Raw genomic sequence first — 13558 nt, forward strand, 5'->3', positions numbered from 1 at the left:
TATTAGGTACAAAGAGGCAAAGGTTCACAGGGACAAAGACTATGTAATAGCTTGATAAAAAAACCTTTGAACCTTTGTTGCTATGAAGCTTTAAACCTCAATTTGGCACAAATTGAACTAAATGTTGTAATTTTGCAAAAAATATTGAAGATGGTCAAGATTGGCAACATAGAATTACCCGAATTTCCTTTATTACTCGCACCGATGGAAGACGTTAGTGATCCGCCGTTTCGCAGATTATGCAAAGCGCACGGAGCTGATATGATGTACTCTGAATTTATTTCATCTGAAGGATTGATTCGTGACGCTATAAAAAGCCGTATGAAGCTGGATATTTTTGATTACGAACGTCCGGTTGGAATTCAGATTTTTGGTGGTGACGAAGAAGCGATGGAAATGTCTTCTAAAATTGTTTCTACCGTAAAACCAGATTTAGTGGACATTAATTTTGGATGTCCGGTAAAAAAAGTAGTCTGTAGAGGTGCTGGTGCTGGAGTTTTAAAAGATGTGGATTTGATGGTTCGTTTAACCAAAGCCGTTATCAAAGGAACTGATTTACCGGTTACGGTAAAAACGCGTTTAGGCTGGGATGAAAATTCAATTAATATTGACGAAGTGGCAGAAAGACTTCAGGATATTGGAGTTCAGGCTTTAACGATTCACGCTAGAACTCGTGCCCAAATGTACAAAGGCCATTCTGACTGGTCGCACATTGCACGTGTCAAAAACAACCCAAGAATTACGATGCCTATTTTCGGAAACGGCGATATAGATAGTCCGGAAAAAGCATTACAATATAAAAACGAATACGGAATTGACGGTATCATGATTGGTCGTGCCGCGATTGGTTATCCGTGGATTTTTAACGAAATAAAACACTATTTTAAAACTGGAGAGCACTTACCTGCTCCAACGGTTATTGATCGTGTTGAAGCAGCCAGAAATCATTTAAAATGGTCTATGGAATGGAAAGGTGAGCGTTTAGGAATTGTTGAAATGCGTCGTCATTATACCAATTATTTCAAAGGAATTCATTCGTTTAAAGAATTCAAACAAAAATTAGTAACCACTGACGCACCCGAAGATTTATTCGCCATCATGAAAGAAATCGAGCAGGTTTACGCAGGATATGAGTTTGTTTAAAACATAAAAAAAGCCCTTCAATATTGAAGGGCTTTTACTTTATTTATACTTGTACTCTCTTCCACTTTCCTCTTTTATAGAAAAAGATTCCAGCTAAAGTGATGGCGGTTTCAGCAACTGGAATAGCAATAAAAACTCCTGTTGGTCCCATATTAAAATGTTTTGCTAATACAAATGCAAGCGGAATCTGGAATAACCAAAAACCAAAGAAATTAATTCCAGTTGGTGTCCAGGTATCTCCTGCTCCGTTAAACGTATTAATGAGAACCATTCCAATTCCGTAGAAAATAAATCCGATGCTCATGATCTGTAATGCTTCGATTGCAACGGTTTTTACCAATTCATCATTCGTGAAAAATGAAATAATATATTGTCCGAAACCTAAGGTAATAATCATGATCGAAGCCATGAAAATCACATTGTATCGTGCCGTTGTATACACTGATTTTTCGGCACGTTCTATTTGTTTGGCACCTAAATTCTGTCCAACTAAAGTCGCCGCAGCATTACTCAAGCCCCAAGCGGGAAGAATGAAAAACATCATAATTCTCAAAGCTGTTTGATATCCTGCCGAACCATGATCGCCTCCAGTTGTGGCTACTAATTGTGCCAAGAAAATCCAGCTGCAAGATGCAATTACAAATTGTAAAATTCCTGGAGCTGCAATTTTTACTAAAGCTTTTATCTGCGTGAAATCTGGAGCGAAATAAGGAATTTTGATTTTTAAAATTCCATTTCCAAAAAACAGATGATATACTTGGTAGATAACTCCAATACTTCTTCCGATTGTAGTTGCCAAAGCTGCCCCAATTAATCCGAAGGCAGGAATTGGTCCAAAACCATTAATTAAAATTGGGCATAAAATAATATTACAGATATTCGCAATCCAAAGACTTTTCATCGCGATTGCTGCATTTCCTGCTCCGCGGAAAATTCCGTTTATCAAGAATAAAAGCATAATACACAAACTAGAACCAATCATAATCTGTGTAAATCGGTAACCATGTTCAGCTGATTCTACTGAGGAACCCATTAAAATCAAAATATCTTTTGCATAAATAATTCCGAAAATGCTCAATAGACTATTAACGGCAAATGCAATAATTATGGCTTGCATTCCTGCTTTTGCGGCAGCGATAGGATCTTTTTCACCAATTCTTCTGGCTACAACTGCTGTGGCCGCCATACTCATCCCGATGGCAAGCGAATAAATAACGGTCAATACAGATTCGGTTAAACCAACCGTTTGAATGGCGAAACTACTGTGCTCTAAATGTCCAACAAAATACAAATCGACTAATGCAAAAACCGATTCCATCATCATTTCCAAAACCATTGGAATGGCCAATAGAATTACAGCTTTTTTTATACTTCCAGAAGTATAATCAAATGATTCATCGCCTTTTAAGGCTTGTTTTAAAGTAGTGAAAATTTTTGAAAATAAACTTTTCTTTATAGTTGTTTCTGTCATGGTATTTTTAGGATAAATGATAAAATGGTTCAGATATTTTTTCAATCTGAACTAAAAAAGTAAACGTAAGTATCCTAATTATTCTAAAAAATAAAATAGGATTAGGCAGAAACAATCATATACTGTAGATTTTTAAGACGGTAAATATAGGTAATATTTTTAAAGAAGAAATTAATCTAATAATTTTTTACTTACACGACTGCTTGCAATAAGCGAAGCGATAAAGCCAAGAGAAATAATTGTTGCCATCACAATCAGGACATTTTCGGTTGTAAAAACTACCGGATACGCAAGGGTTGGTGTAATCATGATTAGTTCATACTTTTGCTGAAGTGCGATTAATATTACTCCATAATAAAGTCCGATTAATCCACCAATGACACTCAATAAAGTTCCTTGAAGTATGAATATTTTACGAAGACTGCTTACTTCTGTGCCAAGACTAAAAAGGGTTTTTAGATTTCCTTTCTTTTCTAAAATCATCATAATTAATGCTCCAATCAAATTAAAAAGAGCTACAATAATTACGAGTGTAAAGATTAGGTACACCGCAATATTCTCGGTGTTAAGCATTTTATACAAAGACTCATTAAGCTGTGCTCTGTTTTTTAAGGTCACTTTATTATTGAAAATCTTTTTCAATTGCGTGTTAACGGCATTTTCATCTGCATTTTCTTTTAGATGAAATTCGATTCCCGAAATCTGATTGGGTTTGTACATCAATAATTCTTGTGTCAATCCTAAATCAGCAAACACATATTTTGAATCTAATTCTTCGCTGATCGAATAGATTCCAACCGGAAGAACATCTGTTTTATTAAAAGCTTCTTCGGGATTTTCAATGGCACCTTTTCCAGGTTTTGGTGCAAAAACCTGAAGTGGATTTTCGAAATCCAAAATTCCCATCGAGAAATCTTGTGCAATTCCATATCCAATAACTACCTGATAAGAATCTGGTTTGAGCCATTGTCCGTTAAAAAGTTTTACCTTGATATTATTTACAACTGGGTAAAGACTGTCGACGCCTTTTAAATAGGTAACATGTTGTTTGTCTTTAAATAAAAACAAAACTCGTTCTTCAATAATTTTGGTGTAAGACACTACACCGTTTATATTTTTTATCTGTTTTTCTTGTTCTGGTGAAATGAAAAATGATTTACCATAAGTACTAGTCATTTTCAAATCAGGATCAATCTCATTTGTAAACGAAAGACTAAAAACTTTTAATCCGCTAAAAACAGAAAGAACCACAAACAAAGCCATTGTACCAACAATGATTCCCAGACTGGCAATCAAATTGATGATATTGATAGCGTTATTTTTACTTAAGCTAAAAAGATAACGTTTGGCTATGTAAAGTGGGAAATTCAAATTATGATTTTCTTCTTTTTTCTAAAAGATCACGATTCTCTATTGGGTTTTCTTTTCCTGACAAGGCGTTGTCAATTTTTTCGATGTAATCTAACGAATCATCGATAAAGAAAACTAGATTTGGTACACGACGTAATTGTAAACGAACACGTTGTGACAAATCGTGTTTTATTAAGGTTGTATTGGATTTTATTGCCTCTAAAGTTTCTTTTGCTTTTTCTTGAGGAAAAATACTTAAATATACTGTTGCCACAGATAAATCTGTTGTTACGCTTACTTTGGATACCGAAATTACCAAATTACTAATTCCGTTTTTTCTCACTTCACCTTGCAGGATATCAACCAAATCTTTTTGGATTACACTGCCTATTTTTTTCTGTCTATTTGTTTCCATACTGCAAAAATACTATTTTAAATTCATTCCCTGCAATTTCAAATTAACTAAAGGATTATTCTTAAAATTACTATTTCTTTTTATCATAGATTCATTTATATATCTGTTTTTTATTTCATTTAAATGCTGATAAAGATCATATGATTTAGAGGTATTATTCTACAAATTTGATATGAATATAAAACGTATCTATTATGAAAAAAAGAGAACCAATTAGTCACATCATGACTAAAAGCGTGGTGACAGTAAATCAAAATGATGATTTAACAAAAGTAGTAGAAAAACTAAAATCCAATTCTATTCGACATCTTCCCGTGGTAAACGGAAAAAAAGTAGTGGGAATTATAAGCCGAACTGATATTAACCGACTTACTTTTGGTGCTTTGTTTGACGGACAGGAAGGTAGCGATGAAGCGGTTTTAAAAATGTTAACCATTCCTCAGGTTATGACGGCAAAACCTAAAACGGTTTCATCAAATACGATTATCAAGGATTTGGCCGAAATTTTTTCGAAAGAAGAATTTCATGCTTTACCAGTTGTAGATAACGACGAATTACAAGGAATCGTAACAACAACAGATGTGATTCGATATTTCTTAGAACAATACGATTAATAAAAAAGGGACTTTAAAGTCCCTTTTTTATTATCTATTCTGAAGCCAGTTTTCAGGATCTGTATTCGTTGTATTTTGAAGAATCAAAAATTTGATTACGGTTTTTCCTGTATCTCCGCTTGTTCTTACTTTTCCAATGTTTTGTTTGATCGTTACTTTTTCTCCTTTGCTTACAAATACTTTACTTAAGTTTTGGTAAACACTAAAGTAATCTCCATGCTGAATCATCACTACTGTATTCACTGGCGATAATACCATGACACTAAATACTTCTCCCGCAAAAACCGCTCTTGCATTTGCTCCATCTTCCGTTGTAATCTCAACACCTGAGTTGTGAACAGAAATTGAAGGATATAATGGATGCGGCTGATCTCCATATCCTAAAGAGATAAATCCTTTTTCTACGGGCCATGGAAGTCTTCCTTTATTGGCTTTAAAATCGGCGGCTAGAACTTTATCTTCCGGAGTCATTACGATTTTAGAAGATGAAACTGGTGTTTTTGGAGCTGTCGATCCTGGATTTTCTTTTGCTTTTTCGAGTGCTGCTTTTCTGTTTGCTTCAGCAATTGCTTCACGAATTAAACGATCAATTTGTCTGTCGATTCTTTTTGATTCGCTTTGTTTCGATCTAATATCAGAGGCAATTTTATTTTTGTCTTTTTTAAGCGAGTTAACCAGTTTTTGCTGTTCTTTTTTCTCTACTTCTAAAGTAGCACGTTCTTTTTGATTTTCGGCAATAATCTTTTTCTTAACCTGTCTTTGTCCGTCAAGTTTTTTATTGTAATCAACTAATTCTGCTGATTTTGACTGAATTTCCAAACCTTGGTTTTTTCTGAAATTCGTATATTGCTTAAGGTATTGTGCTCTTTTATAAGCTTGTAAAAAACTTTCAGAAGATAAAATGAACATTGCTCTACTCTGCTCTGAACGGCTTTTGTAGGATTTCAAAATCATTTTGGCATAATCTTCTTTGAGTATAGCCAGCTCTTTTTTAAGTTTATTAACCTTTACTTGATTAATATACATATCGTTGCTCAATACTTTTTCCTGCTTAGCGGTTGTATTAATCAGTTTCTCTTTAAGTTTAATTTTATTCGCCTGAATTAAATATTCGTTTACAGCTGATTTTTCTTTTTTTCTAACCGACTGTAACATTTTTTCATTGTCTTTAATTTCCTGAAGAATCTGGGCTTTACGCTGTTCCAGTTTTTCTTGCTGTGAATCCTGCGCCCACACAAATGTAGTGGCGCAAACAAAAATTAGGCTTAGGAGATATTTTGGCATCTTTCTATTTTTCTTTTTGCAAATTTACTTAATTTGAACCTTTTTATAACCGCTTGGTACGCTGTAAGGAAAAGAAAGTTCTTCGTTAAATGAAATATTATTGTAATTCAGATTAATATTGGTTGTTCCTTTTGGCTGCACTGCATTAATTGTCAATGCAGTTGGGATTGTTCCTTGACTGAATGTTTTAGCATCTGAATAATTGATTTCTAATTTTCTATTTTCAGATGGCTGTGAAATTTCTTCTTTCTGTACTAAATATTTTTCAGGATCTAAGTAAAATGCTTTTTTAATGTTTTGGTCTTTTTCATCTTCTAAACGGAAAAGATTCTCAACAATTGTCTGTGTATATTTACCTTCTCTTAAATCATCAAATGCTTCACCAATTAATAAGTTTTGAACTTTAGTATAATCTAAATCTGTACCTAGCCATTTACTTAAACTGCTAAAATCACCTTCGTAATAAGTACTGTTTATTTTTTCGTAATAACTTACTGCTGTTGGAGTTATCAGCGCTTTAGCCATCGTAATTCCCAAGAATCGAACGCTGATTAGAATTTGTTTGTCTTTCTCAATTCTAATTTCGGCAGTAACATTCTGACTTTGTTTTTCATCAACATATTTTGCGCTGGCTTTAATATATAGTGTCGAAAAATCTAACTTGTTTACGTAATGTTTTTCAATTGCTTTATTGTCTTTTTTCGTGACAACTTCTGTCGTTGTATTGTTACTGTTCTGGACAGCAACTGCCTTTGATTTGCATGAGATCACAAAAACGGACATCAATGCTATTATTATATATTTTTTCATTTTAATTTCTCCTTATTTCTTTTGTTTCAATAATTCATTTGCTTTCAAAAAGTATTCCTCTTTTTTCTTAGCGTCTCCCAATCCATTGTAAGCTTCTCCTAATTGAATATTAAAATTAGCTTCTAATTTTTTATCGTCAACTACATAATCAAGTCCCATTTCTAAAACAGTTTTTGCATTTTTAAACTGCTGTAATTGATTGCTTCCCAATCCAGCATAATAATAAAATTGTGGCTGGCTCGGATAAATTTCAATCATTGTCATTGCTCGTTTTGTCATTGGAGCAAATTGTTTTGCCTGAGTATACGCTTCTAGCAAAAGCAGATTGGTTTCGCGATCTGTATCTGAATTTGCAATTAAATCTTTTTCATAATATTTAATGGCATTCTCAAACTGACCTTTGCTATGATAAAATTTTCCAATTTCTTTGGCAACATCAACATTTTTATCATTATCAAAATAAGAAATCGCTTTTTCTAAAGCTGGTGCATACTGCGGATTTTTATTCGTATAAATCAAAAATTCATTTAAAGTACGATGTTTAATTTTAGAATCAATTTTTGAACTTGCCAAAATTATATTCATCGACTTAATCGCTTTATCAGCCTGATTGGAATCTAAATAGGTTTTGAATAAACTTACTTGTCCCCATTCAGAATCTGGAATTTCTTTTGCCAGTTGTTTGGCAACATCTAAAGCTTTATCTGATTGATCTGATTTTGAATATAAAAAAATCAGATTTACATAATTTGATTCTTCTTTTGGATTCTTTTTAATCTGGTCAATCAAAACTGAAATTTCAGCATTCTGGTATTTCCCCTGCGATAAAATCTGGCTTTTGTACATTTCACGATCTGATGATTTTCCGAATTTATCATTCATCTCGTTTATGGCAACTAATGCTTTATCGTATTGATTTGTGATCATATATAACGAAATTAAATCGTCTTTATATTCTTCATCAAAAACAATAATTTTCTGAATTGTTTCTATCGCCAGCGGATAGTTTTTGGTTTCGTAACTTACATCGTAAATTCCTAACCAGTACCATTTGTTTTTGGGATCTAATTGTGTGGCTTTTTCAAAAGAATCATTTGCATTTTGATATTGTTTTAAAGCCAGATAATTTTTCCCCAATTCGAAATAAGCAACAGCATCATTAGGTTTTAGTTTGATACATTTTTCTAATGACACGATAGCTTTATCGTAATTTTCGATTCCTTTTTGTTTTAAGGATTCATAAAAAGCATCCTGATAATCATCTGGCGCCAAAGCAATATCTTCCGGTTCTGTTTGTGAAAAAACAGAAACCGAATTACCCAAAAGCGCAAAAAATAAAAATATCAGTATGCTTTTTTTCATCTTTTATTTTATTTCATTTTTACAGAAAAAATGAATTTGTTTTTTGTATTTATTCTAAAACTGAGTAGTCACCAATGCTTATACTGGTAAATTTACCATCATAACTTACGTGGTTTCCAATCATTGCATTATCTAAGTTAGCATTTTTTATTTGAGAATAAGTCTGTATTAAGCTATTTTTAATACTACTGTCACTTACATGACATCCTTTTCCAATTGAAACATTTGGTCCAATTGTGGTGTTTTTCAACACAACATTTTCTCCAATAAAACATGGCGGGATAATCGTTGAGTTATCTAATGTAACGTTTTGGTCTATCAAATGTTCTCCGTCATTATGTAAAAAACCTAACATTCTTGAGTTGGTTTCCACTGTAACATCTTTGTTTCCGCAATCCATCCATTCATCAACGCTTCCGGTTTTGAAAACTTTTCCGTTGGCCATCATTGCTTTGATTCCATCGTTGATTTGGTATTCACCTCCGTTTTGAATGTTATTATCTAAAACACCTTGAAGCTCTTTTTTCAAATCGCCAACTTCTTTGAAATAGTAAATCCCGATAACGGCTAAATCACTCACGAATTCTTTTGGTTTTTCAACCAATTCAATAATTTCATTATTCTGATTTAGTTTTACCACTCCAAAAGCTTCCGGCTGATCTACTTGTTTTACCCAGATTACAGCATCTGCTGAAGGATCTAATTCAAAATCAGCTCTTATTAAAGTATCTGCGTAAGCAATAACTGCAGGTCCTGACAAAGAATCTTTAGCACACATAATAGCGTGTCCAGTTCCTAAAGGCAAATCTTGACGGTAAATAGAAGCCTTTGCTCCTAATCCTTTTGCTAAATCTTGAAGACTTGCAACCAAATCAGCACCAAAAAAAGCTTCATCGCCTAAAATAAAAGCAACTTCTTCAATTGGTTCTTTTAATATTTTAGCAATATCTTCTACTAAACGGTGAACTATAGATTTTCCAGCAACAGGAATTAATGGTTTTGGAACTGTTAAAGTATGAGGACGCAGTCTCGATCCGCGGCCTGCCATTGGGACGATTATTTTCATGTAATAAATATTTAATGTGTGAAGATTTAAAAATCTTCTGTTTGGTTAGTTCAAGTTTTAATTTATAAAATCAAGAGAAAATGCTACAGTAAAACTGAAAACTGTGACTGTAACTGAAAAACTTTTATTTTACTCCAGTACTGCCAAATCCTCCTGCTCCTCTTGATGTTTCAGAAAGTTCTTCTACTTCTATCCATTCCGCTCTTTCGTGTTTGGCAATAATTAATTGTGCGATTCGTTCTCCGTTTTCGATTACAAATTCCTCGTTTGATAAATTTACCAAAATCACTCCAATTTCACCTCTATAATCAGCATCGACAGTTCCTGGCGAATTTAATACTGTTACTCCTTTTTTGGCTGCCAGACCACTTCTTGGCCGTACTTGTGCTTCGTAACCAATTGGCAATTCAATAAAAAGTCCTGTTTTTACAATTGTTCTTTCTAATGGTTTTAACGTAATTGGTTCCAAAATATTGGCACGTAAATCCATTCCTGCAGAAGCAATGGTTTCGTAGTTTGGTAAATCGTGTTGTGATTTATTGATAATTTGTATTTTCATTTTGTATTATAAAGATTAAAAAAGCACATTTACTTTCTGTTCATGATTCCTTTAATTGTGTCTTTTTCGTTATGGTAAACAAAGTACATAAAGGCTAATAGTAACGGAATTCCAACAAAATAATTTTCTCTAAATCCATAAAATGAAATAGCCGAAAATAAAATGGAGATTCCTAAATAAGCCGAGATTTTATTCATGTCGTAAGGTATTGGATAATATTTATTACCCATAACATACGATATTAACATCATGCTTCCGTAAGCAGAAATAGTCGCAATTGCTGAACCGTAGTAACTGTATTTCGGAATTAAAAAATAGTTTAAAACCAAGGTAACAATTGCACCTACAATAGAAATGTAAGCTCCGATTTTGGTTTTGTCTGTCAGTTTATACCAAACCGATAAGTTGTTGTAAATTCCTAAAAAGAAGTTTGCCAGAATAATTAAAGGGACAACTTTCATAGCTTCCCAATATGATTTATTATCCAGCAATAAGAATTTTAAAACATCTGCAAAAACAATTACTCCTAATAAAATCAACGAACCAAAAATCACAAAATATTTAGTAATCACTGCATACGTTTGAGGCGCATTTTCATTTTTGGCGTGACTGAAAAAGAAAGGCTCAATTCCTAATCTGAATGCCGTTGCAAAAAGAACCATAAATAATCCTAATTTATAACAAGCTGAATAGGCTCCAACTTCAGATTTTGCAAGGTTTTCAGGAAGTAAATATCCTAATAAGATTTTATCGAAATGTTCGTTAACTGCAAAAGCAAGTCCGGCAACCAAAATTGGAAGTCCGTATTTCATCATTCTTTTCCAAAGCGCGACGTCAAATTTTCGTCCAAGCGAAAGATAATTTGGCGAAAGCACTATAAAAGTCGCTAAACTAGCTAGAAGATTTGCAATGAAGATATAGGCGATTTGGAAATTTTCGACATATAAATTATCCCAAATTGAATTTGGATTTGAAGCTGCCAGTTTTGGAAGATACATCAAAAAGAAAATGTTCAATAATAAATTAATAACGACATTTCCAATTTTGATTGCGGCATAAACCATTGGTCTCTGGTTGGCTCTTAATTTTGAAAATGGTACAAGAACCAAGGCATCCAAAACTAAAATCCAAACTGAATAGGTTATATATTGTGCATCAACTTCGGCCCAATTTGCCAAAGTATTTCTGAAAATTAAAGCTGCAAATAAAAATCCAATTGATGACCAAAATATGGATATTGTCGAAGTTGCGATAACATTTTTTTTGTCTTCTTCGGCACTGTAAAATCTAAAAAATGCAGTTTCCATTCCGTAAGAAAGTACCACATTAAAGAAAACCATCCAAGATAAAACGATTGAAACTTCGCCATACTCTGCAGTTGGTAAAATCCCTGTATATAATCTGACCAATAAGAAACTCAGCATTCTTGGTAAAACCGTTGCTAGTCCATAAATTGCGGTCTGTTTGAATAGATTTTTATATAATCCCAAAATAATTAGTAATAAAGTTCAGAAAACAAAAATAACCAATTCTTTGGTTTATTAATGCTTTTGATGGTTCAATAAAAAACTTAAATTGAATTTTATTGCGTCATTTTGTTTTCATCTAAAACTTTCACAAAATGAAATCCTTTCGGAGCATATCCTTGATTATAGTAAAAACGGTGTGCCCCAAAATTCCCTGTAAAAGCATCTAATACAATACTGCTGCAACCTAGATCTACAGCTTTTTTTTCTATAAAATCGGTAAGTATTTTTCCAATTCCTTTTGAACGATGTTCTGGATTAACTACAAAATTATCTATTTCAAGATATTTCCCAGTCCAAAGTTTTGTAGCCGACCAACATCCCGTAATTCCTATGCATTTTTCATTTTCAAAAACAGCAATCTGGGTATAATTGTGAGGAATCATCTCTAACAGAAATGATTGATATTTTTCAAGAGAAATATTAGGATATAAAAATCGAATTGTATCTATTTGAGCTACCATTTCTTCCATTGTCGTAAGCTCTCGTACCTGTAAAGTCATTTTTTAACAAAATAATATTCAAAAATACTCATTTTTTTAGCGGTATTTATATAATTAACAGATCAAAAACATGTGAAATGTGTAAGAATCTTTAAAAATTATATAAGTTTTTTCATGTACTTATCTATTAACTTTGTAATATAGGGAATGAGGAAAGCTAGAATTCAACCCTTAAAAAAGAAAGCACTGGGACTGATAAAGCTTGTTTGTTCCCATAAAAGACAAAGCATAAGGGATTGATTCTGCTGTATTGTAACCCTAATAAAAACAGAGCATTGGGACTAATAAAGCTAGTTTGTTCCCATGAAAGACAAAGCACAGGGATTGATTCTGCTGAAATGTAACCCTTAAAAAAACAGAGCATTGGGATTAATAAAGCTAGTTTGTTCCCATGAAAGACAAAGCAACAGAGTGATAAATCTGTGTCAATAATTTTATAAAATGGTATTGATTCTCGGTTTTTGGGTAAATTGAGAATCACCATTTTATAAATTTTCTTGTTTATAGATTTTCTTAAAGAAGTACTTCCAATAAAAAAATAGCCGACATAATCATGCCGGCTATTTTTTATTTATTTTGCTATGAATTTCTTATCCATTCAAAGCTTCAGCTCCTCCAACGATCTCTAAGATTTCGTTTGTAATAGCAGCTTGACGTGCTTTGTTGTAAGTTAATTTCAATTGGTTTCTTAATTCAGTAGCGTTGTCAGTTGCTTTGTGCATAGCTGTCATACGTGCTCCGTGCTCTGAAGCAAATGAATCGCGGATACCTTTGTATAATTGTGTTTTTAATGACTTAGGGATTAAAGTCAAAACAATTTCTTCTTTTGAAGGTTCGAAAATATAATCTCCTGCAGAAACTGATACATCAGATTTAATTGGCGCTAATGGCAAAAATTGTTCAGTTTGAACGATTTGAGTCGCAGCATTTTTAAACTGATTATAGATTAATTCGATTCTGTCATATTCTCCAGATAAGAATCTTTCAGTTAAATTATCTGCAATTGCAGCAACATTTTCGAAAGTTAAATGATCAAAAATTGCATTATGATGACCGTGAACTTTGTGAGTTTTGCTTAAAGCATCATTTCCTTTTTTACCAATAGCAAAAACATCAACCTGCTTTCCTGCATAAAAATCAGTACGGTTTTTAATCTCTTTAATAACGTTTGCATTAAATGCACCACATAAACCTCTATTGGAAGTTATAGCTACAAGCAATACTTTTTTTACTTCACGTTGAGTGGTGTAATCTCCTCCTACTTCACCTTCAAGTGTAGCAGAAAGATTTTGCAATAACTCCGTTAATTTCTCGGCATAAGGGCGCATAGCAGTGATTGCATCTTGTGCTTTCTTCAGCTTTGCAGCAGAAACCATTTTCATAGCCGATGTAATCTGCATCGTCGATGAAACGGAAGTAATTCTATTACGGATTTCCTTTAAATTTGCCATGTAC

At 33.1% G+C, this 13558-nt stretch carries 13 protein-coding genes; 2 read left to right on the top strand and 11 right to left on the bottom strand.

The window, feature by feature from the left end; translation table 11 throughout:
- The first annotated feature begins 150 nt into the window (after positions 1–150).
- Entirely contained in the window at positions 151–1143 is a 993-nt protein-coding gene (dusB, locus tag J0383_RS10830) for a tRNA dihydrouridine synthase DusB (protein WP_207298391.1), read from the top strand.
- Positions 1144–1186: 43 nt separating this feature from the next.
- On the opposite strand, the gene J0383_RS10835 is transcribed toward dusB, so the two are convergent.
- From J0383_RS10835 to rbfA, 3 genes are all read right to left on the bottom strand, one after another.
- A complete protein-coding gene (locus tag J0383_RS10835) occupies positions 1187–2614 on the bottom strand; it encodes an MATE family efflux transporter (RefSeq protein WP_207298392.1) in 1428 nt (475 codons plus the stop codon).
- 171 nt (positions 2615–2785) lie between these two features.
- Positions 2786–3985 (bottom strand): ABC transporter permease, encoded by a 1200-nt coding sequence (locus tag J0383_RS10840; protein WP_207298393.1) that lies wholly within the window; start codon positions 3983–3985, stop codon positions 2786–2788.
- Between the two features lies 1 nt (position 3986).
- Entirely contained in the window at positions 3987–4379 is a 393-nt protein-coding gene (gene rbfA, locus J0383_RS10845; RefSeq protein ID WP_207298394.1) for a 30S ribosome-binding factor RbfA, read from the bottom strand.
- A gap of 194 nt (positions 4380–4573) precedes the next feature.
- Here rbfA and J0383_RS10850 point away from each other — a divergent pair, with 194 nt between their 5' ends.
- Positions 4574–4993 (top strand): CBS domain-containing protein, encoded by a 420-nt coding sequence (locus J0383_RS10850; RefSeq protein ID WP_207298395.1) that lies wholly within the window; start codon positions 4574–4576, stop codon positions 4991–4993.
- 30 nt (positions 4994–5023) lie between these two features.
- Here the strand turns inward: J0383_RS10850 and J0383_RS10855 are convergent, their stop codons facing one another.
- The 8 genes from J0383_RS10855 to atpG all read right to left on the bottom strand — a co-directional run bounded on the left by J0383_RS10855 (position 5024) and on the right by atpG (position 13554).
- On the bottom strand, positions 5024–6277 hold the full coding sequence (locus J0383_RS10855) for a murein hydrolase activator EnvC family protein (protein WP_207298396.1): 1254 nt from the start codon (positions 6275–6277) through the stop codon (positions 5024–5026).
- A gap of 24 nt (positions 6278–6301) precedes the next feature.
- Positions 6302–7087 (bottom strand): DUF4292 domain-containing protein, encoded by a 786-nt coding sequence (locus tag J0383_RS10860; RefSeq protein ID WP_207298397.1) that lies wholly within the window; start codon positions 7085–7087, stop codon positions 6302–6304.
- A gap of 12 nt (positions 7088–7099) precedes the next feature.
- Positions 7100–8449, bottom strand: coding sequence for a tetratricopeptide repeat protein (locus tag J0383_RS10865; RefSeq protein WP_207298398.1), 1350 nt, complete (start codon positions 8447–8449; stop codon positions 7100–7102).
- 49 nt (positions 8450–8498) lie between these two features.
- Positions 8499–9515 (bottom strand): sugar phosphate nucleotidyltransferase, encoded by a 1017-nt coding sequence (locus tag J0383_RS10870; RefSeq protein ID WP_207298399.1) that lies wholly within the window; start codon positions 9513–9515, stop codon positions 8499–8501.
- 124 nt (positions 9516–9639) lie between these two features.
- Positions 9640–10074 carry a dUTP diphosphatase gene (dut, locus tag J0383_RS10875; protein ID WP_207298400.1) on the bottom strand — a complete coding sequence of 145 codons (435 nt, stop codon included), beginning with the start codon at positions 10072–10074 and terminating at the stop codon, positions 9640–9642.
- A 29-nt stretch (positions 10075–10103) separates the two neighbouring features.
- Positions 10104–11564, bottom strand: a complete 1461-nt coding sequence (locus tag J0383_RS10880) for a lipopolysaccharide biosynthesis protein (protein ID WP_207298401.1) — start codon at positions 11562–11564, stop codon at positions 10104–10106.
- Positions 11565–11656: 92 nt separating this feature from the next.
- The gene (locus tag J0383_RS10885) at positions 11657–12103 is read right to left on the bottom strand and encodes a GNAT family N-acetyltransferase (protein ID WP_207298402.1); all 447 of its coding nucleotides are present in this window, start codon (positions 12101–12103) and stop codon (positions 11657–11659) included.
- Between the two features lie 590 nt (positions 12104–12693).
- The gene (atpG, locus tag J0383_RS10890) at positions 12694–13554 is read right to left on the bottom strand and encodes an ATP synthase F1 subunit gamma (protein ID WP_207298403.1); all 861 of its coding nucleotides are present in this window, start codon (positions 13552–13554) and stop codon (positions 12694–12696) included.
- Positions 13555–13558 lie beyond the last annotated feature (4 nt).

The sequence above is a fragment of the Flavobacterium endoglycinae genome, from assembly GCF_017352115.1.
Taxonomy (GTDB): Bacteria; Bacteroidota; Bacteroidia; order Flavobacteriales; family Flavobacteriaceae; genus Flavobacterium; species Flavobacterium endoglycinae.